17 protein-coding genes are annotated in these 21,801 nt (G+C 50.2%); 6 read left to right on the top strand and 11 right to left on the bottom strand.

Going from position 1 to position 21,801, the window contains the following annotated elements; genetic code table 11:
- Positions 1-16: 16 nt before the first annotated feature.
- The 7 genes from OGX97_RS11155 to OGX97_RS11125 form a co-directional block, all read right to left on the bottom strand.
- Positions 17-2,281, bottom strand: a complete 2,265-nt coding sequence (locus OGX97_RS11155; RefSeq protein ID WP_279850505.1) for a ComEC family protein — start codon at positions 2,279-2,281, stop codon at positions 17-19.
- A gap of 206 nt (positions 2,282-2,487) precedes the next feature.
- Positions 2,488-2,772: an integration host factor subunit beta gene (ihfB, locus tag OGX97_RS11150; RefSeq protein WP_003035780.1), complete on the bottom strand. Its 285-nt coding sequence runs from the start codon at positions 2,770-2,772 to the stop codon at positions 2,488-2,490.
- Positions 2,773-2,931: 159 nt separating this feature from the next.
- The gene (rpsA, locus tag OGX97_RS11145) at positions 2,932-4,605 is read right to left on the bottom strand and encodes a 30S ribosomal protein S1 (protein ID WP_003035776.1); all 1,674 of its coding nucleotides are present in this window, start codon (positions 4,603-4,605) and stop codon (positions 2,932-2,934) included.
- Between the two features lie 113 nt (positions 4,606-4,718).
- Positions 4,719-5,402, bottom strand: coding sequence for a (d)CMP kinase (gene cmk, locus OGX97_RS11140; protein WP_003831921.1), 684 nt, complete (start codon positions 5,400-5,402; stop codon positions 4,719-4,721).
- A 171-nt stretch (positions 5,403-5,573) separates the two neighbouring features.
- Positions 5,574-6,857 carry a 3-phosphoshikimate 1-carboxyvinyltransferase gene (gene aroA, locus OGX97_RS11135; RefSeq protein WP_060682472.1) on the bottom strand — a complete coding sequence of 428 codons (1,284 nt, stop codon included), beginning with the start codon at positions 6,855-6,857 and terminating at the stop codon, positions 5,574-5,576.
- A 69-nt stretch (positions 6,858-6,926) separates the two neighbouring features.
- On the bottom strand, positions 6,927-8,015 hold the full coding sequence (gene serC, locus OGX97_RS11130) for a 3-phosphoserine/phosphohydroxythreonine transaminase (RefSeq protein ID WP_032942886.1): 1,089 nt from the start codon (positions 8,013-8,015) through the stop codon (positions 6,927-6,929).
- A 212-nt stretch (positions 8,016-8,227) separates the two neighbouring features.
- Positions 8,228-8,920, bottom strand: a complete 693-nt coding sequence (locus tag OGX97_RS11125) for a DUF421 domain-containing protein (protein WP_008784261.1) — start codon at positions 8,918-8,920, stop codon at positions 8,228-8,230.
- 136 nt (positions 8,921-9,056) lie between these two features.
- Here OGX97_RS11125 and ycaO point away from each other — a divergent pair, with 136 nt between their 5' ends.
- From ycaO to OGX97_RS11100, 5 genes are all read left to right on the top strand, one after another.
- The gene (gene ycaO / locus OGX97_RS11120) at positions 9,057-10,817 is read left to right on the top strand and encodes a 30S ribosomal protein S12 methylthiotransferase accessory factor YcaO (protein WP_020996515.1); all 1,761 of its coding nucleotides are present in this window, start codon (positions 9,057-9,059) and stop codon (positions 10,815-10,817) included.
- 404 nt (positions 10,818-11,221) lie between these two features.
- The gene (gene focA / locus OGX97_RS11115; protein ID WP_003831909.1) at positions 11,222-12,079 is read left to right on the top strand and encodes a formate transporter FocA; all 858 of its coding nucleotides are present in this window, start codon (positions 11,222-11,224) and stop codon (positions 12,077-12,079) included.
- A 59-nt stretch (positions 12,080-12,138) separates the two neighbouring features.
- Complete coding sequence (gene pflB / locus OGX97_RS11110; RefSeq protein ID WP_003035753.1) at positions 12,139-14,421, top strand: formate C-acetyltransferase; 2,283 nt, start codon at positions 12,139-12,141, stop codon at positions 14,419-14,421.
- Positions 14,422-14,731: 310 nt separating this feature from the next.
- On the top strand, positions 14,732-15,472 hold the full coding sequence (gene pflA / locus OGX97_RS11105; RefSeq protein ID WP_003035751.1) for a pyruvate formate lyase 1-activating protein: 741 nt from the start codon (positions 14,732-14,734) through the stop codon (positions 15,470-15,472).
- Positions 15,473-15,558: 86 nt separating this feature from the next.
- Positions 15,559-16,353: a hypothetical protein gene (locus OGX97_RS11100; RefSeq protein WP_235124418.1), complete on the top strand. Its 795-nt coding sequence runs from the start codon at positions 15,559-15,561 to the stop codon at positions 16,351-16,353.
- Between the two features lie 54 nt (positions 16,354-16,407).
- Here OGX97_RS11100 and OGX97_RS11095 read toward each other — a convergent pair whose 3' ends face one another.
- Both OGX97_RS11095 and OGX97_RS11090 read right to left on the bottom strand, forming a co-directional pair.
- Positions 16,408-17,829 (bottom strand): amino acid permease, encoded by a 1,422-nt coding sequence (locus OGX97_RS11095; RefSeq protein ID WP_003035749.1) that lies wholly within the window; start codon positions 17,827-17,829, stop codon positions 16,408-16,410.
- A 213-nt stretch (positions 17,830-18,042) separates the two neighbouring features.
- On the bottom strand, positions 18,043-19,191 hold the full coding sequence (locus tag OGX97_RS11090; protein WP_003831907.1) for an MFS transporter: 1,149 nt from the start codon (positions 19,189-19,191) through the stop codon (positions 18,043-18,045).
- A gap of 385 nt (positions 19,192-19,576) precedes the next feature.
- Here OGX97_RS11090 and ycaC point away from each other — a divergent pair, with 385 nt between their 5' ends.
- Entirely contained in the window at positions 19,577-20,203 is a 627-nt protein-coding gene (gene ycaC / locus OGX97_RS11085) for an isochorismate family cysteine hydrolase YcaC (protein WP_003035746.1), read from the top strand.
- Positions 20,204-20,313: 110 nt separating this feature from the next.
- Here the strand turns inward: ycaC and OGX97_RS11080 are convergent, their stop codons facing one another.
- Both OGX97_RS11080 and dmsB read right to left on the bottom strand, forming a co-directional pair.
- Entirely contained in the window at positions 20,314-21,177 is an 864-nt protein-coding gene (locus OGX97_RS11080; protein ID WP_003831906.1) for a dimethyl sulfoxide reductase anchor subunit family protein, read from the bottom strand.
- A gap of 1 nt (position 21,178) precedes the next feature.
- Complete coding sequence (gene dmsB, locus OGX97_RS11075; protein ID WP_003831905.1) at positions 21,179-21,796, bottom strand: dimethylsulfoxide reductase iron-sulfur subunit DmsB; 618 nt, start codon at positions 21,794-21,796, stop codon at positions 21,179-21,181.
- Positions 21,797-21,801: the final 5 nt, after the last annotated feature.

Genomic DNA, 21,801 nt, shown 5'->3' with positions numbered 1-21,801 from the left:
AGAATAGCCGCATATTCTACCCGTTATCCTCCGACACGCCAAACCACTGATGATACCAACGAGGTAAAATCTGATCCCGCATGCTGCGTATGCGCCAGTTTTTTTGATAAAAATCCAGCGTAATCTGTCCCTGATGGGGGGTATCCAGCCATTGATAATTTTGTTGCCGATAACGTTGCTTCACTTTCCAGGACGGCAGACGCCAGGCGTTGTAACGGGATGCAGAGGCGAGTGCGACCTGCCCGTCAACCCGCTGAATGAGTGCCAGTGATGATGAAGTATTGCTGCCATGATGTGGAACCTGCATCACCGTCGACTGTAGGTACTGCCAATAGTGACTTAGCATTTTTTGTTCAGCAGGAGATTCGATATCACCGGTCAGCAGAATACTCTGATATCCGTCATCGACCTTAACCACGCAGGAGTGGTTATTCCCCTGGTCTGTATTTCCACGCACAGGCCAGTGCGCACTGAAGGTTAACCCTTGCCATTGCCAATGCTCTCCGCGAAAACACGGGAGATGACCTTTCCAGCTCAGCGGACTTCTTACCCATAGCGACGGCCAGGCTTGTTGTAAGGAGTGCAACCCGCCGCGGTGATCCATGTGCTCATGGCTTAAAATAATTCCTTCTGGCTCCAGATTATGCCAACGCAACCAGGGAATAATCAGCTGTTGTGCGCTATCGCCTTCAGGCCATGCCAGACCGGTATCGTAAAGCAGCGCTTTCCCATTTCGCGCGATCACCATCGCCAGCCCCTGCCCGACATCCAGCATATGCACTTGCCACACATCAGTACGCGGTGCACGCCAAAGCGGCCCACTCAGCAAAAGGAGCACAGAGAAACAGAGCACCGGTAGCGTACGCAAGATATTTAGTCGCCATGCGATAATCATCATTCCGGGTAAAAATGCCAGCCATTGCCAGCGCGCATCAATATTGATCCACCCTTGAGGCAGACTTCTGAGCCCCCAAAATAGCAGCGCCAGAGAACGATCCGCTAGATACCACAGGCTTGATTCAACCATCACCGTCCCGGCTAAATGCATGATCATGCCTGCTAATATCAAGGGTACGGAAACAAACGTGACCAAAGGGACGGCAAACAAATTAGCCAGAAACGAGGTCAGACTAAAACCGTGAAACATTGCGATTTGCACGGGAAAAAGCAGAAGCGTAATACCCAATTGCAGATGAGCCAGCGCCAGAAATTGACGTCCAGCACGCGACAGCGGCCAGTCCGGGAGCGGTACCCATTGGTACCAGAACAGCAGTGCCGCAACGGCGGATGCAGACAACCATAGGCTTTGCGAAAGAACAGCAACAGGATCCACCACCACGATGGCTGCCAGACAGCAGATCCAGACCGACCATCCACTCCACTGCCTGCCGCTAAGTCTCAGCGCCCCCCAGACTAGCAGCGCAACAACCGTTCGTAATGCCGGGGGTTGCAGCCCCGTCAGCCAGGCATAAAATGTGGCGCAGACAATCCCACCCACTAATGGCATCTGCCAGCAAATCCACCTTGTTGGCATAAAAAATTGTCCAGCACGTATCAATCCTGCGGTCAGTAATGCAGCAAACGCAATATGCAGCCCGGAGATAGCCATCAAATGAGCCGTGCCGGAATCACGCATAATCGTTTTCACCTCTTGTGACACAGACAAGCGCTCCCCCATTCCCAGACCCAGTATGACCTGCTGCCAGGGAAAGTCGGTGAGTGCCGTTTTCAGCGAGGCGAGATACCGCGAACGCAAACCGCATTGTGGTGTGATTACCGAAGCCTGCAAGAATCGTCCCGTCAGCGGTTGATGCTGCGCCAATGCGTAACGCTGGCTATCAAATCCGCCTTCGTTTAATTGACCGTGTACAGCGCGGACTTTCAACGTCATCGCCCATGTCTGACCCGCACAAACATCACCGGGTAAATACTGCCCGTACAAGACGATTCCTTGCGCAGGAAAGATTCGTTTCCCCTGAAGGTGAGTGATCTGGCCGTAGTGCGTTGTCATATTGTCAGTTCCGGTTATCCGCACAATGGCTTGCTGGGTTTTCGCAGGCAGCGTATTACCGGCCCACATAGCCTCTTTCGCGGCCAGGATTCCCCAAAGAAAAAACAGCAGGGTTAGTCCGGCGGAACGCATATATTTGTAGGGGAGAAAACAGAGCAGACATGCCAGACAAAATACAATGCCGATACACAACATGCCTGGCAGCATAGGTAATAGCATGAGTGGGAGAATGCCGAGTAATGCGCAGGTACTCACCGTTGTTATTTTCATCAATCACCTCCCTGTTACAGGGAGTGTGCAGTACTCTTCGACGGTTGTCTGGCATCAATTTATCGTTATACGACCTGAGTTCCGCAGACATTTAGTGATGGTTGTAACGTACAAATTAACTGGGATGAGGATTCCAGGATAGGTGGACAGAAATGAAAAAAGCACCCATTTGGGTGCTTTTCTCGGCGTTAAGTCTCGCTAAAAACTTAACCGTAAATATTGGCGCGATCGCGCAGTTCTTTACCTGGTTTAAAGTGCGGAACGTATTTCCCTTCCAGATCCACTTTATCGCCGGTCTTCGGATTACGTCCGGTGCGTGGTGCGCGGTAATGCAAAGAGAAGCTGCCGAAACCGCGGATTTCAATACGCTCGCCCTGCGCAAGAGTCGAGGCCATATGTTCCAGCATCTCTTTAACTGCATCTTCAACCGCTTTCGCGGGAATATGAGGTTGCTGGGTTGCAAGTCTTTCAATCAATTCTGACTTGGTCATGATTCCTCCGGTTCCTTAAAGGCATAATTAGCTGCTGCATTGATTAAGGGCGGCCGTAGCCGCCCTTTGTCATTGATTACAGGACGAATCCTGTAATCTGTCAAGCTACTCGCCACCCTTTGTGCCGTTAACAGCACAAAGGATTTAGAGCACTCGATATTACTCGCCTTTAGCTGCTTTGAAAGCTTCAGCCATTGCGTTGTTAGAGAAGTTAGCATCTTCCTGTTTATTAACAGTTGCGATTGCATCTTTCTCATCAGCTTCGTCTTTAGCACGAACAGACAGGCTGATTGCACGGTTCTTACGATCAACGCCGGTGAATTTAGCTTCAACGTCGTCGCCTACGCTCAGAACCAGAGTTGCATCTTCAACGCGGTCACGTGAAGCTTCAGAAGCGCGCAGGTAACCTTCAACGCCGTCAGCCAGTTCTACGGTTGCGCCTTTAGCGTCAACTGCAGTGACTTTACCGTTTACGATCGCGCCTTTCTTGTTCAGTGCAACCCAGTTGTTGAACGGATCTTCTGCGAGCTGTTTAACGCCCAGAGAGATACGCTCACGCTCTGCGTCAACCTGCAGAACAACTGCTGCGATTTCGTCGCCTTTTTTGTATTCACGAACTGCTTCTTCGCCTGCAACGTTCCAGGAGATGTCAGACAGGTGAACCAGGCCGTCGATGCCGCCGTCCAGGCCGATGAAGATACCGAAGTCAGTGATAGACTTGATTTTACCTTCAACACGGTCACCCTTGTTGTGGGTTTCCGCGAACTGCTGCCATGGGTTGTTTTTGCACTGCTTCAGACCCAGGGAGATACGACGACGTTCTTCGTCGATATCCAGAACCATAACTTCCACTACATCGCCAACGTTAACAACTTTGGACGGGTGGATGTTTTTGTTGGTCCAATCCATTTCGGAAACGTGAACCAGGCCTTCAACGCCTTCTTCGATTTCAACGAAGCAGCCGTAGTCGGTCAGGTTGGTCACGCGACCAGTCAGTTTGGTACCTTCCGGATAACGCTTAGCGATAGCTACCCATGGATCTTCGCCCAGCTGTTTCAGGCCCAGAGATACACGAGTACGCTCGCGGTCGAACTTCAGCACTTTAACAGTGATTTCGTCGCCAACGTTTACGATTTCGCTCGGATGCTTAACGCGTTTCCATGCCATGTCGGTGATGTGCAGCAGGCCGTCAACGCCACCCAGATCAACGAATGCACCGTAGTCAGTGAGGTTCTTAACGATACCTTTAACTTCCATGCCTTCCTGCAGGTTTTCCAGCAGCTGATCGCGTTCTGCGCTGTTTTCGGATTCGATAACGGCACGACGGGAAACAACAACGTTGTTACGCTTCTGATCCAGCTTGATTACTTTGAATTCAAGCTCTTTGCCTTCCAGGTGCAGCGTGTCGCGGACCGGACGAACGTCTACCAGGGAACCCGGCAGGAACGCGCGAATACCATTCAGCTCAACAGTGAAGCCACCCTTGACTTTGCCATTGATAACACCAGTAACGGTTGCAGCTTCTTCGTAAGCTTTTTCCAGCGTGATCCAAGCTTCGTGACGTTTAGCTTTTTCACGGGACAGCAGGGTTTCACCGAAGCCGTCTTCTACTGCATCCAGAGCAACGTCAACTTCGTCACCAACCTGGATTTCCAGCTCGCCCTGGGCGTTTTTGAACTGCTCTGCCGGAATGGCGGACTCAGATTTCAGACCAGCGTCAACCAGTACTACGTCTTTGTCGATAGCAACAACAACACCACGAACGATGGAACCCGGACGGGTTTCGATTTCTTTTAAGGATTCTTCAAACAGTTGAGCAAAAGATTCAGTCATGTTTAATCTTCAGGTTTCATATTTAACGTCCACCTGGCTCCATGCCGGATGGGGTTGTTTAACATACCCGCTGTCAATCCATTGCAACGGGGGTACTGCAAATTCGGTCGCACTTAAGCGAGAGCCAGTTTTTGGCGCGCGTATTGTAACGCTTTTTCAATCACTTGCTCAATGCTTAATCGGGTTGAATCCAAAACTAAAGCATCAGCAGCGGGAACCAGCGGCGCTACAGCACGATTACGATCGCGATAATCGCGTTCTTCGATCTCGGCCAAAAGGCGTTCAAAGTTAACACTAAAGCCCTTCTCCTGCAACTGTAGCATACGTCTATGCGCACGTTCTTGCGAGGAGGCGTCCAGAAAAATTTTCACCGGCGCATCTGGGAACACCACGGTGCCCATATCACGTCCATCAGCAATCAGACCTGGGGATTCGCGAAATGCGCGTTGACGACGTAATAACGCTTCACGCACGCGGGGAAACGCCGCAACCTGAGAGGCGGCATTCGCTACTTCCTGAGTACGTATTTCACCGCTGACATCTTCACCTTCAAGAATGACTTCCAGGTTGCCGTCTGTTGAGATAAAACGCACATCAAGGTGTGAGGCAAGCGGTACCAGAGCATCTTCAGATGTGACATCAACATGGTGATGTAACGCTGCGAGCGCCAGTACGCGGTAGATCGCGCCTGAATCTAACAGATGCCACTGCAATGCTTCCGCCATTGCCTTGCACAAGGTGCCTTTACCTGCACCACTTGGGCCATCAATGGTAATAACCGGGGCAATTGCCGTCATCTTTTTCTCCTTAAACGGGCGTACATTAACGTGAACGCCGCGCATTATACGCGCCAACGCCAACGATCGTTATCTTTGTGTGAAAAATGCAGAATCATTGAAGCTGAGTGTAGAATAAATAGGCAATCGGAGATGTCAGAATGTGCCGCACCCGAAAGTGCGGCAATAAAATCAGGCAGATGTACTAATACGAGCCAACTGTTCGAAATAATCCGGGAAGGTTTTGGCGGTACATTTTGGGTCAAGAATGGTCACCGGCGTGTCAGACAGCGCCACCAGCGAGAAACACATCGCCATGCGGTGATCGTTGTAGGTCGCGATGTCCGCAAATTGCAATGTTGCAGGCGGGGTGATGCGGATAAAGTCATGCCCCTCTTCCACTTCCGCGCCCACTTTGCGTAACTCCGTCGCCATCGCGAACAGACGATCGGTCTCTTTGACGCGCCAGTTGTAGATATTACGTAATGTCGTGGTGCCTTTAGCGAACAGCGCCGCCGTTGCAATGGTCATCGCCGCATCAGGAATATGGTTCATATCCATATCCACTGCGTTCAACTCGCCGTGAGTACAGGCAATAAAATCGTCGCCCCATGTAATGGTTGCGCCCATTTTCTCCAGTACATCGGCAAAACGAATATCACCCTGCATGCTGTTGCGGCCAATCCCGGTAACTTTTACCGTACCGCCTTTAATAGCACCTGCCGCGAGGAAATAGGAAGCGGAAGAAGCATCACCTTCAACCAGGTATGCACCCGGTGACTGATACTGCTGCTGCCCCTTCACGACAAAGCGCTGGTAGTTTTGATTTTCAATTTCAACACCAAACGTTTTCATCAGGTTCAGTGTGATATCAATGTAAGGTTTGGATACCAGGTCACCTTTAATTGCGATCGTCGTATCCTGCGGCGCCAGCGGCGCAGTCATCAGCAACGCAGTGAGGAACTGGCTGGAAACGCTACCGTCTACCTCAACCTGGCCTCCGGTAAAGCCACCGCGCAGACGTAAAGGTGGATAGTTTTCCTGCTCCAGATAGTCAATTTTGGCTCCGCCCTGGCGCAGCGCATCAACCAGATGGCCAATCGGGCGCTCTTTCATGCGCGGTTCGCCCGTCAGCACGATGTCATTGCTGCCCAGACATAGCGCTGCGGCCAGCGGGCGCATTGCGGTTCCGGCGTTGCCAAGGAACAGCTCAACTGCACCTTCTGCGTGCAACGCACCGCCATTGCCAATTATCTCGCAGCGGGTACGATCGGCAGAAAGGGTATAGCTAATCCCTAACGCATTCAGAGCATTGAGCATATGGCGAACATCATCGCTGTCCAGCAGATTGGTCAGGACAGTGGTGCCATTGGCTAATGCAGCCAGCAGCAAAGCGCGGTTAGAAACACTTTTGGATCCAGGCAGATTGATGGTGCCATCCACCCGCGCAATGGGTTGTAACGTCAGGGATTCCATGAAACTCGACTCTCAAAAACAGACATAAAAACCCCACAGACGGGCTGTGGGGATGAAAAGTACAGCAGATTAGCCGCGGCGGCGTTCGAAATCGACCATGAAATCGGTCAGTGCTTTAACACCTTCAAGCGGCATGGCATTGTAGATGGACGCTCGCATACCGCCGACTACACGATGCCCTTTCAGCGCGTGCAGGCCCGCAGCAAAAGACTCTTCCAGGAACAGTTTATCCAATGCGCTGTCAGCCAACTGGAACGGTACGTTCATGCGTGAACGGTTGGATTTCGCCACATCGTTACGGTAGAAATCGCTGTTATCGATTACGCCGTAGAGCAATTCCGCTTTTTGCTGGTTAATTTTATCCATCGCATTAACACCGCCCTGCTTTTTCAGCCATTTAAAGACCAGGCCAGACAGATACCAGGCAAAGGTTGGCGGCGTATTGAACATGGAATCGTTGTCATTCAGCACGGTATAGTCGAGGATTGACGGGCATGAGACATGAGCTTTACCCAGCAAATCTTCACGGACGATGACAATCGTCAGACCGGCCGGGCCGATATTTTTCTGTGCCCCGGCATAAATTACGCCATAACGACTAACGTCAAGCGGTGCGGAAAGAATGGTAGAGGACAGATCCGCCGTGACCACAACGTTGCTGGCAAAATTCGGCGTTTCATCGATCGCAATGCCATCGATGGTTTCGTTCGGGCAATAGTGCAGGTATGCCGCGTTATCAGAAAGTTGCCATTCACTCATCGGCTTAACAGCACGCAGGCCGTCCACGGTGACTTTGGCATCAATAACGTTTGGCGTGCAGTATTTTTTCGCTTCTTTAATTGCGCTGGCGGCCCAATAACCGGCATCGACGTAATCCGCGGTGGTTTTATCGCCCAGAATATTTAACGGGATACCCGCGAACTGCCCGCGACCACCGCCATGGCAGAACAACACTTTATAGTTGGAGGGGATGCTGAGAAGATCGCGAAAATCCTGCTCCGCTTCCTCTGCGACCTGGATGAATTCTTTGCCACGGTGGCTAATTTCCATCACTGACGTGCCAAGACCGTTCCAGTCACAAAGATCCTGTTGAGCCAGTTTAAGTACTTCTGCCGGTAACATTGCCGGACCTGAACTAAAATTGAAGACCTGAGCCATTTCCCCTCACCACGTTGTGTTGTTGTCCAATCAACATCCTGTCATTGACGATAATCCGGTGACAGACATTGGTATAAGTTATTCCTGTGGATATCGGTTTTATCATTCAGTGACACGCGCCGCAATGGGTAAAACTGGCAAGGGTAAAAATGTGTCATCGGTCACACAACAGAATCTATCGGATTGACGGGTAAAAACCGAGATTTTTGCTGTCAGGTAACCCGTTTTGCCCGACTGGCCTTCGACCATTCTGGATTTGCACAGCGCGGACATAATTGATGATCTCCGGCCTTCATTTGCACCACTTCGCTACAACGTATGCAGGCATAGTCCCCTGCTTCAGGTATTACTTTAAATCGTTGCGTACAACGTTTAGGCAAAATACTGAGCCCCGGCTTTACGTCTTCATCGGCAAAGAAGTAGACGCTGATTTGCCCATTCGTCTCCAGAATAGCCAGTTTCACTTGTCCCAATTGCTCCACGCCGTTCAAACGCAGTTCCATAAAGAATTCAAATTCCGTCATATTGGCGCTATTGAGCTTTGACCATGCCAGCTCGCCGTCTTCAATGATCACGACGGGTTTGCCCTCCAGAAGGTCCTCCATTTTTTCACTATGCGCCATTAGCCACATTACCAGCCGATACAGCACAGCAAGAGTAATAAAGACCACCAGCACCGGCAGCATCGGAACATCGTCATAAAACGCCACGTCTCCCGCGGCGGAACCCAGCGTAAGGATGATAAGGACTTCAAAAAGCGACATCTGGCGTACGCCACGACGTCCGGTGATTTTTAAAAACAGAAAAACCAATATAAAGGTGTAAAGGCTGCGTAGCGCAACTTCTCCCAGAAAATCCATGGGCACCTTATCAAGCGCCATACGGTGTAAATCGAAAGCTTTCATTAATATGCTCTAAACGTGATTGGCTGTAAGAAAGCATAGCCAATGCTTTTATTTACGCATGGGCTCCGGCGACGATAGCGCCGTTCATTGAAAACCCGTATCATTGCGCGCTTTCCGTACGACAAAAGTGATTTTCATGACGCAAACATTTATCCCCGGCAAAGATGCCGCTCTGGAAGACTCCATCGCTCGCTTCCAGCAAAAATTGCTCGACCTCGGTTTTCAAATTGAAGAAGCTTCGTGGTTGAATCCCGTCCCTAACGTCTGGTCTGTACATATTCGCGACAAAGAATGCGCGCTGTGCTTCACCAACGGTAAAGGCGCGACAAAAAAAGCGGCGCTGGCTTCTGCGCTGGGCGAATACTTTGAGCGTCTGTCGACTAACTACTTCTTTGCAGATTTCTGGCTGGGCGAAACTATCGCCAATGGCCCCTTCGTACATTACCCGAACGAAAAATGGTTCCCGCTGACTGAAGAAGACGATGTTCCAGAAGGTTTACTGGATGCGCGTCTGCGTGCATTTTACGATCCAGATAACGAACTGACCGGCAGCATGCTTATCGATCTACAGTCTGGTAATGAAGAGCGTGGCGTCTGTGGCCTGCCGTTTACCCGCCAGTCTGATAACCAGACCGTCTACATTCCGATGAATATTATCGGCAACCTGTATGTTTCTAACGGCATGTCTGCGGGTAACACACCTAACGAAGCTCGCGTTCAGGGCCTGTCTGAAGTCTTTGAGCGCCATGTGAAGAACCGTATTATCGCCGAAAGCATCAGCCTGCCGGAAATCCCGGCCGAGGTGATGGCGCGCTATCCGGCAGTGGTGGAGTCCATCGCCACACTGGAAGCGGAAGGTTTCCCAATTTTTGCCTACGATGGCTCGCTGGGCGGCAAGTATCCGGTGATTTGCGTTGTCCTGTTCAACCCGGCCAACGGTACCTGCTTTGCCTCCTTCGGCGCACACCCGGATTTCGGCGTTGCGCTGGAGCGTACCGTGACTGAACTGCTGCAGGGCCGTGGTCTGAAGGATCTTGATGTCTTCACCCCACCGACCTTCGACGATGAGGAAGTGGCAGAACATACCAACCTTGAAACTCACTTCATCGATTCCAGCGGTCTGATCTCCTGGGATCTGTTCAAGCAGGATGCCGACTATCCGTTCGTTGACTGGAATTTCTCCGGCACCACGGAAGAAGAGTTCGCCACCCTGATGGCCATCTTCAATGCTGAAGATAAAGAAGTGTATATCGCTGACTATGAGCACCTGGGCGTTTACGCGTGCCGCATTATTGTTCCGGGAATGTCTGACATCTATCCGGCAGAAGATCTGTGGTTAGCCAACAACGCTATGGGCACCCATCTGCGTGACACCATTCTCTCTCTGCCAGGCAGTGAGTGGGATAAAGAAGACTACCTCAATCTGATTGAACAGTTGGATGAAGAAGGTTTTGACGACTTCACCCGCGTGCGCGAGCTGCTCGGTCTGGCGACCGGTGCGGATAACGGTTGGTACACCCTGCGTATTGGCGAGCTTAAAGTGATGCTGGCGCTGGCCGGTGGCGATCTGGAGCAGGCCCTGGTGTGGACCGAATGGACGATGGAATTTAACGCCTCCGTCTTTAGCGCGGAACGTGCAAACTACTATCGCTGCCTGCAAACATTGTTGCTGCTGTCTCAGGAAGAAGACCGTCAGCCGCTGCAGTATCTGAACGCATTCGTCCGCATGTACGGCGCTGAGGCGGTTGAAGCGGCAAGTGCGGCACTGAGTGGTGAAGCACCGTTTTATGGACTTCAGCCAGTAGACAGCGATCTGCACGCATTCCCGGCACATCAGTCTCTGCTGAAAGCCTATGAGAAATTGCAACGCGCGAAAGCGGCACACTGGTCAAAATAGTGACAAACAACTTGCCTCGAGTAGGCTAAATGTATTGTCTGAGCTATATTACGGGGCGCTTAAAGCGCCCCGTTTTTTATTTTGGTCAAACCAAAAAATAAATGTAAAAGCAAGGTTAAATATTAGTAATTGATATTAAAAAAATTAGCTTATTAATGTGGTTTTTTATCTCAATTACTCCATTTTAATTAACCGTCCCATAGGAGGCTGAAAGAAAAAATTCAACTCACTTTATAATTTTTAAAATTTATTTTTATATGGATAATCAACATGTTACACCGTAATCGCATAAAAACCATGCGTCTTACGGGCCTATAAGCCAGGCGAGATATGATCTATATCAAATTCTCATCTATAATGCTTTGTTAGTATCTCGTCGCCGACTTAATAAAGAGAGAGTTAGTGTGAAAGCTGACAACCCTTTTGATCTTATTCTACCTGCTGCAATGGCCAAAGTTGCCGAAGAAGCAGGCGTCTATAAAGCAACGAAACATCCGCTTAAGACGTTCTATCTGGCAATTACTGCCGGTGTATTCATTTCAATTGCCTTTGTTTTCTATATCACCGCCACAACCGGCACTGGTACTATGCCTTTCGGCATGGCGAAATTAGTAGGTGGTATCTGCTTTTCCTTGGGGCTGATCCTTTGTGTTGTCTGCGGTGCAGACCTCTTCACTTCAACCGTACTGATCGTCGTTGCTAAAGCCAGTGGTCGTATTACCTGGGGTCAGTTAGCGAAAAACTGGCTTAACGTTTATGTCGGCAACCTGATTGGCGCCCTGATCTTTGTGTTACTCATGTGGCTTTCTGGCGAGTATATGACCGCCAACGGCGCATGGGGGCTCAACGTTCTGCAAACAGCCGACCACAAAGTGCACCATACTTTTGTTGAGGCAGTGAGCCTTGGTATCCTGGCTAACCTGATGGTGTGTCTGGCCGTATGGATGAGCTACTCGGGCCGCAGCCTGATGGACAAAGCGTTTATCATGGTATTACCGGTCGCAATGTTTGTTGCCAGCGGTTTTGAGCACAGTATCGCAAACATGTTTATGATCCCTATGGGTATTGTAATACGCGATTTCGCCACCCCGGAATTCTGGACCGCAGTTGGGTCTTCTCCGGAGAATTTTTCTCACCTGACCGTGATGAATTTCATCACCGATAACCTGATTCCGGTTACGATCGGTAACATTATCGGCGGCGGTTTGTTGGTCGGGTTGACATACTGGGTCATTTATCTGCGTGGTAACGATCATCATTAATCTGTTGATGCCCATTACACGCAGTAAATAAAAAATCCACTTAAGAAGGTAGGTGTTACATGTCCGAGCTTAATGAAAAGTTAGCCACAGCCTGGGAAGGTTTTACCAAAGGTGATTGGCAGAATGAAGTAAACGTACGTGACTTCATTCAGAAAAACTACACTCCGTATGAGGGTGACGAGTCCTTCCTGGCTGGCGCAACTGATGCGACCACTGCACTGTGGGACAGCGTTATGGAAGGCGTTAAACAGGAAAACCGCACTCACGCGCCTGTTGACTTTGACACCTCCGTTGCTTCTACCATCACTTCTCACGACGCTGGTTACATCAACAAAGCGCTCGAGAAGATTGTTGGTCTGCAGACTGAAGCTCCGCTGAAACGTGCGATCATTCCGTTTGGCGGCATCAAAATGGTTGAAGGTTCCTGCAAAGCGTACAATCGCGAACTGGACCCGATGCTGAAAAAAATCTTCACCGAATACCGCAAAACCCACAACCAGGGCGTATTCGATGTTTACACCAAAGACATTCTGAACTGCCGTAAATCCGGTGTTCTGACTGGTCTGCCAGATGCGTATGGCCGTGGCCGTATCATCGGTGACTACCGTCGCGTTGCGCTGTACGGTATCGACTACCTGATGAAAGACAAATACGCTCAGTTCGTCTCTCTGCAGTCCGATCTGGAAAACGGCGTAAACCTGGAAGCAACTATCCGTCTGCGTGAAGAAATCGCTGAACAGCACCGCGCTCTGGGTCAGATCAAAGAAATGGCTGCTAAATATGGCTGCGATATCTCTGGTCCGGCAACCAACGCTCAGGAAGCTATCCAGTGGACTTACTTCGGCTACCTGGCCGCAGTTAAATCTCAGAACGGTGCAGCAATGTCCTTCGGTCGCGTATCCACCTTCCTGGATGCTTACATCGAACGTGACCTGAAAGCAGGCAAAATCACCGAGCAAGACGCACAGGAAATGATCGACCACCTGGTCATGAAACTGCGTATGGTTCGTTTCCTGCGTACTCCTGAATATGATGAACTGTTCTCCGGTGACCCGATTTGGGCAACTGAATCAATCGGTGGTATGGGCGTTGATGGCCGTACTCTGGTTACCAAAAACAGCTTCCGCTTCCTGAACACCCTGTACACCATGGGTCCTTCTCCGGAGCCGAACATCACTGTTCTGTGGTCTGAAAAACTGCCTCTGAACTTCAAGAAATTCGCCGCTAAAGTGTCCATCGACACCTCTTCTCTGCAGTACGAGAACGATGACCTGATGCGTCCGGACTTCAACAACGACGACTACGCTATCGCTTGCTGCGTAAGCCCGATGGTTGTTGGTAAACAAATGCAGTTCTTCGGTGCGCGTGCAAACCTGGCGAAAACCATGCTGTACGCAATCAACGGTGGCGTTGATGAAAAACTGAAAATGCAGGTTGGTCCTAAATCTGAACCGATCAAAGGCGACGTTCTGAACTTCGACGAAGTTATGGACCGCATGGATCACTTCATGGATTGGCTGGCTAAACAGTACGTCACCGCGCTGAACGTTATCCACTACATGCACGACAAGTACAGCTACGAAGCCTCTCTGATGGCGCTGCATGACCGTGACGTTATCCGCACCATGGCGTGTGGTATCGCTGGTCTGTCCGTTGCTGCTGACTCCCTGTCTGCAATTAAATATGCGAAAGTTAAACCGATTCGTGACGAAGACGGTCTGGCTATCGACTTCGAAATCGAAGGCGAATACCCGCAGTTTGGTAACAACGACTCTCGCGTTGATGACATGGCGGTTGACCTGGTAGAACGTTTCATGAAGAAAATTCAGAAACTGACTACTTATCGTAACGCTATCCCGACTCAGTCTGTTCTGACCATCACCTCTAACGTGGTTTATGGTAAGAAAACTGGTAACACCCCAGATGGTCGTCGTGCTGGCGCGCCGTTCGGACCGGGTGCTAACCCAATGCACGGTCGTGACCAGAAAGGTGCTGTTGCCTCTCTGACCTCCGTTGCTAAACTGCCGTTTGCTTACGCTAAAGATGGTATTTCTTACACCTTCTCTATCGTTCCGAACGCACTGGGTAAAGACGACGAAGTTCGTAAGACCAACCTGGCTGGTCTGATGGATGGTTACTTCCACCACGAAGCGTCCATCGAAGGTGGTCAGCACCTGAACGTGAACGTCATGAACCGCGAAATGCTGCTGGATGCGATGGAACATCCGGAAAAATATCCGCAGCTGACCATCCGCGTTTCTGGCTACGCAGTACGTTTTAACTCCCTGACTAAAGAACAGCAGCAGGACGTTATTACTCGTACCTTCACTCAGACCATGTAATTGGTTTTGACTGAAATCGTACTTTAAAAAGCGTACAATAAAGGCTCCACGTAAGTGGGGCCTTTTTAATAGCCTGCTTTGTCAGCTATCTATACTTATATACTCGATGGATTTCGAGTTGCATTGAGGCGGCAACGGAGTGAATCCCCTGGAGCATACAGAAGTACGTGACTGGGGTGAGCGAAGGAAGCTAACAAAGATGCAGCTTGAAAGACGAAAAGTATGGATAGCAGCCAAAACAGACTCGACACAGTTAATAACTGTGCACTAACACTGGCCCCGGATGGGCCACACCTGGAGAAACACCGCAATGTCAGTTATTGGTCGCATTCACTCCTTTGAATCCTGTGGCACTGTTGATGGCCCGGGCATCCGCTTTATTACCTTCTTTCAGGGCTGCCTGATGCGCTGCCTGTATTGCCATAACCGTGACACGTGGGATACACACGGCGGTAAAGAAGTCACCGTCGACGAATTAATGAAAGAGGTGGTGACCTATCGCCACTTTATGAACGCATCCGGCGGCGGCGTGACGGCGTCTGGCGGCGAAGCTATCCTGCAAGCTGAATTCGTACGTGACTGGTTCCGCGCCTGTAAAAAAGAAGGTATTCATACCTGTCTGGATACCAACGGTTTTGTTCGCCGCTACGATCCGGTGATCGATGAGCTGCTGGAAGTCACCGACCTGGTCATGCTCGATCTCAAACAGATGAACGATGAAATCCATCAGAATCTGGTCGGCGTATCTAACCATCGTACGCTGGAGTTCGCGCGTTACCTGTCAAACAAAGACATCAAAGTGTGGATCCGCTATGTTGTCGTACCTGGCTGGTCTGATGACGATGACTCCGCACACCGCCTCGGCGAATTTACCCGCGATATGGGTAACGTTGAAAAAATTGAGCTGCTGCCTTACCACGAGCTGGGCAAACACAAATGGGTGGCAATGGGCGAAGAGTACAAACTGGATGGCGTCAAACCACCGAAGAAAGAGACCATGGAGCGCGTGAAGGGCATTCTCGAGCAATATGGACATAAAGTGATGTATTGAGTTTTAGCCACCACGAAACGGCTGCCCTGAACGGCAGCCGTTTTGCTATCTAAGCGACAACCACTCGAATTAAAGGAAAGGACGCCATGCGGTTATTCATTTCTGGCATGTTGCTGTTATCTGCCCAATACGTAAATGCCGCCAGCAACTGTGATATCAACGCCATTGTGCAACATGCGTGGCCAGATGCAAAACCGACAGCGGAAGGCAAGCTACTCACACAACATAATCAGGTTATCGATATCACAGGTAACTCACCGCAAAGCGCAATTTGCCGTGTCTGGCCAGCCCACCCGGAACTGACCCTAGCGGCGATTCCGCTGATGGCACAACAATATAGCGATTACGATCGCATTGGCGATCTGGAGCTTCTGGTACTGGATTCCACAAACCTCGACGTAAAACAGCGGCTACGCCTGCCCGAACGTATGAATGACGATGCCATTCAAATTACCGGTCTGGCGCTGGATACTGCGCGCTGGAAAGTTACCCCAGATCAGACCGCATTTGGCTTACGAGTCGCCCGCACCGGCAGTTCCCGTGTAAATCCTTTTAGTGAAGATGCGCTATCGCTGTTTGTTATTGAAAATAACCAACTACGGGCGGTATTAAACGGAATCGTACTTGAGAATAGCACCGGTGAATGGGACGGGAACTGTGTGGGAACATTCCACGATATTAAACGCACCCTTGCCCTTGCGCCTGATTCACATAATGGATACTTCGATATTCGGGTAAACGAGAAAAACGTGGAATCAACGGCCTATACAGACGCCAACGAGCAGTGCGCATCAAAGGATAAACCGGTGAAAGCCAGTTGGGTACTGCGTTATGATGGCAAACAGTATGCCATCCCAAAAGAACTGTCCCCATTGTTTTGAGAGGCAAAGCAGGAGATAGCATCACTATCTCCTGCTCTTCTGCCACACTTGTCTTTAGCGTCCTCTTCTCGCCAGTAGCGGGAAAATCAATCCCAGCCCAACCAGCACAAATGGCGTCACGATATTCAGCGTGAGCTGGAATGTCCACTCAGGGGTAAAGGCTTCCATTTTCGGGAAAATCCCGGTCAGACAGGCAAATGCGGTAAAGGCAAAGCACCAGATCCCCACGGTCATCGCAAGCGAGCGGTTGCGAATAAAGACATATTCCGATTTATATTTTTGCGCCAGGCGAATAACGGCAATGAACGCCACAAACACCCATAAATAACGCAATGGCATCACGACAGAGTTAAGATTCAATAGCCATTTATACAGGTTGTTCATGTCGCCAATTCCCAGCGTTGGCAACATAATCAAAATCGCCACCAGCACCAGCGTCAGAATATAACCATTTACCGGCGTACCGGAAGCGTTGGTTTTACACAGGCTCTCGGGAATATATTTACGATCAGCATCACCCAGCAGAACTTTAAGCGGTGCATCAATAGAAAATACCAATGCCGCAATCTGCCCCAGCGTATTGGCAATCGCGTAAATAACCATCAGCGAATTACCCATACCATAATACTCTCCCAATTTCTGGAAGGCGTAATATTGACCATTCGTCATCAGGTCATCTGGAATATGCCGGGAGTCAAACATCATTCCCATAGCCAGCGACCCGAGAATCGCGCATACCGCTACCATAACAGCCAGAACGAGCATCCCTTTTGGAAATTCTTTGCCCGGATTACGTGTCTGATTAACGTATGGCGAAATTTTCTCCGCACCGCCCACGGCAAATACCAGCATGGAGATCGTGGTAATGTAGGTAAAATCAATGTGCGGGATAAACGATTCCCAGGTGATATTGGTTGTCGCTATTTGCACATCCGTAATTGCAGGCGCGGTTACCGCCATCACGACATACAAAATGGACATCACAAACATCGCGATGCCTGCAACTGACCCAACAATTTTCAGTGACTTCATGCCACGGGACGCAACCCACATGAAAAAGACAAACAGCGCCAGCGTCAGCCCCTGCAACGCCACGACGGTGTACTCTTTAATCAACGAACCATCGCCCTTCAGCGCCCATCCCAGCGCAATCAGAATAGCCTGCGGTTTTTGCGCCAGATAAGGTATATGAACAACCCAATAGGTCCAGGCAGCAAGATAGGCCAACCCTGGCCCCATGGTATGTTTAATCCAGGTACTGACACCGCCTTTACCCTCTTTAAAGGTTGAGCCAAGCTGCCCGACGATCAACGCATAAGGAATAAAATAGAGCGCGAAAATAAATATCCAGGAGGAGACAACAACCAATCCCTGATTAGCATAGTTGTTGACGACGTTACCAAAACCCCAGACGGTAATAAATGACATTAATGCAATGTTGTACCATCGCAATTGTTTTTCCTGCACACCAGCCATACGCAATCCTTTGTGGAAGCTTTTTGATTATCAATATATGAGGCGTGGGATTATGCGCGGTAAAATGAGCGAGCGGAAACGGCAGGATGTAAAACTATAACCTTCTGCACACTTTATTTTCAGGACAGACGTGTGCGATTAAATAATGCAGGTTCCCATAAAGCATACATAAACAGTATGTATGGGAACCTGTTCATATTCTGTTAAATCAGGTCAAATGTGCGCAATAGAATTGGGCGTATGGCCCGTCTTACGCAGCAGCATTAGTAAATAAATAAACGATACGCTGGCGATCATGATAAACAGCAAGCTATCTGAATAATTCTGCATCAGCATCGCAGTAAACGAAGGTCCCAGCAGACTGCCCACGGTATAGCTCAATAGCAATGCCTGATTCATGGCGACCAACTGATGATGTTCCACCTTTTCACAGGCCCAGGCCATCGCGACCGGATAGAGGGTAAAGCCTGCCGCACCCAACATAAACAACGCGGGCGCCATCGCCGCCTGGTTCAGCATGGCGATACTCCCGACGATCACCACGAAGACCTGGACGCGTAAAACCAGCAGACGTCCCAGCTTATCCGCCAGACGGCCAATCGGCCATTGCCCCAGAATACCGGCACTTACCAGAACCGCCATCCAGAAACCAATGCTGGCGTTGCTCACCCCCTGATGGTTGAGATACAGCGGCATCAGGCCATACAAAGACCCCAGCACGATCCCGGAAATAATGCAGCCATTAACGCCCAGGCGCGCCTGACGTAACCTCAGCATGGAGACAATAGGCGTAGACTGCTGTTCATCGCCCTGCTGATTAGCAATGCGCGTAAAGAGCAGTGGCAAAACACCCGCCAGGATAGTACCCGTCACCCACGGTAGGACGTTCATCAATTCTGTTGATACTTTACTAACCAGCAGTTGGCCTAAAAACGTTCCCACGTAATAGATCATCATATAGGCGGCAAGTAACCGTCCGCGATTACGTGACGTCCCGCTGCACATCAGCGCGCTTTCCACGACCACCCAGATCATGGCGCAGCCAACACCGGCGATAAAACGCCATGTCATCCAGCTCCAGAATCCCACCATAATCCCCAGCCCAACACAGCCCGCGGCAAAAATAAGCGAGGCGATGTAATAGCTGCGGTTAAAACCAAGGTGTTTTATTAAATACCCTGTCAGCAACGTCCCTACCAGATTACCGGTAAAGTAAGACGAGCTCACCACGCCTACCTGCCAGGTAGGCAGATTTTCATGGGCGAGCCAAAGCGGGACGAGCGTGTTTAACACGGCGATCGCCAGGGTCAACAGAAGTAGCCCGCACAGCAATAGCATGACGGGACGGGTATAGGTGGACATGAATAAAAACCGTGAGGAAGTTCAAATTTCATGCGCATCATGCCACTGCTAAAAACATTGTCAATCGGCGGAATCAGAGGGCTGAGGCGCTTTCTGGTCGATCGATTTGCATTACTGATTCTTAATGTGAATAGATAAAAAATACAAAAACACATCTGCTTGTTTTTATTGATCTAAAACAAAAATCTCGCGTTACGTTCAGTCGAAAAATTTCATGGACTCCCCTTACTTTTATTTCTTACTAAACTCTATGCGGGATGCTGAGCTGCATTGTCTTCAAAATAGAACAGTGAGTTCTTATTTATCTATCTAATCCAAATATCGTTCTTTTCGTAGACTTAAACTCATCAAATTTCCCCCACTGATACTGAACAGGAGAAATACCATGACTAAACCTTACGTAAGACTTGATAAAGACAATGCGGCAGTACTGCTGGTCGACCATCAGGCTGGCCTGCTCTCTCTGGTTCGGGATATCGATCCCGATAAATTTAAAAACAACGTGCTTGCGCTCGGTGACTTAGCAAAATACTTCAACCTCCCAACCATTCTGACAACCAGTTTTGAGACAGGACCAAACGGACCGCTGGTACCGGAACTGAAAGCTCAATTTCCGGATGCGCCCTACATTGCTCGCCCAGGAAACATTAACGCATGGGATAACGAAGATTTCGTGAAAGCAGTAAAAGCGACCGGCAAAAAGCAGCTGATTATCGCTGGTGTCGTGACGGAAGTTTGCGTCGCTTTCCCAGCGCTCTCGGCTATTGAAGAAGGTTTTGACGTCTTTGTTGTCACCGATGCTTCAGGCACGTTTAATGAAATTACCCGCCATTCAGCATGGGATCGGATGTCTCAAGCAGGCGCTCAATTGATGACATGGTTCGGAGTAGCATGCGAACTGCACCGCGACTGGCGCAACGATATCGAAGGTCTGGCGACGTTGTTCTCTAATCACATTCCGGATTATCGCAATCTGATGACCAGCTATGACACGTTAACTAAGCAGAAGTAAAGACTGGGGCAAAACCCTGGCCTGACATGTAGCCGGATAGCGCGCAGCTTGAAGGCCTACGGATATTGTAGGCTTGATAAAGCACGAGGCGCCATCCGGCATATTATGGATTAACTCGCCACCGCCATACCGACGGTCATATGCAGCCCGTAGAACACGCCACGACCAATCAGCTCGCCGACTAACAGCAGAATAAACGCGACGGAAAGCAACGGAACGGCAGGCTGGTAACCCTTCACTTGCGGTACTATCCAGCAGCACAACGCTAACGCCAGCGCCACGATCCGCCACGCCATCAGCGAACCGTAATCCGGAACCAGCGCAGAGGCCTGTTGAATCGAACTGTGGATTGTCGCCAGTTCAGTCCCCTGCATTACCGACATGATGGCACTCACGACCAGAGCAAGCACTGATATAGCCGGCAGCAGGCGCATCGCCCAACCATCCACGCCAGCAATTCTCAGTAACAGATATCCCAGCAGCGGACCGCCCATAAACATCGTCAGGAAGAAGCCCAGCGGTGTCCAGACGCTGTACCAGGTCGGTACAGTATCGATGGTGTTATACACGCGCACCATCATCCAGACAAAAACCACACCCAGCACCATGGTGACAACTAACCACAGATTGCGTAATGCGGGCGACATTTTCTTCAACATAGCCAGCAGCCAGCCGATACCGCCAACGGCAAAGAAGAGTGAGCCGCTGGCAATTTCGTTACTCAACGCAGATGATCCAACGCGATTGAGTGAGTTAAAGGCGCGCATCGGTGAGCCCAAATGGAGCATGGAAGCAATAAATCCAATGCCCATTAATACCCACAGCCCAAACATGCAGGTAATTACGCGTTGCTGCGATTCTGGGCGTAAGCCCCCTTTCATCAACGCCAGCGCCAGAACAATAAAACCGCCAACCACACACTGTCCGAAGACCGTGAAGATCATCAGCGGCCATTCATGCCATCCACTTCCCATCTTACACCTCCTTCGGATTAGCCAGATAACCTGTGGTATCCCCGGTCGGGCGGCTATTGGCGTTAGGTTTGATGACAATGCTCGGTTTGGTAAAGTGCGCGCCCGGCAATGGCGCAACCGCAGCCAAAGTACCGTGTTTTTTGCGCAGTTCATCAATTGGGCCAAAATCCAGCGCACGCAGTGGACAGGACTCGACGCAAATAGGTTTCTTACCTTCAGCGACGCGCTCATGGCAGCCATCGCATTTGGTCATGTGCCCTTTGTCAGCATTGTACTGTGGTGCGCCGTAAGGACAGGCCATGTGGCAATAGCGGCAGCCGATGCACACATCTTCATCGACAACGACAAAGCCATCTTCACGTTTGTGCATCGCACCGCTCGGACACACTTTGGTACAGGCCGGGTCTTCACAGTGGTTACACGCAATGGAGAGGTAATAGGCAAAGACGTTCTGATGCCAGACGCCGTTGTCTTCCTGCCAGTCACCGCCGGCGTACTCATAAATGCGGCGGAAGCTGACTTCAGGGGTTAAATTTTTGAAATCTTTGCACGCCAGTTCGCAGGTTTTGCAACCGGTGCAACGGCTGGAATCAATAAAAAATCCATACTGGGTTGTCATCGGTT

It is taken from the genome of Citrobacter sp. Cpo061 (genome assembly GCF_030332845.1).
Lineage (GTDB): Bacteria > Pseudomonadota > Gammaproteobacteria > Enterobacterales > Enterobacteriaceae > Citrobacter > Citrobacter portucalensis.
Note: the sequence above shows the minus strand (reverse complement) of the source record. Positions and strands in the feature narration are given on the sequence as shown.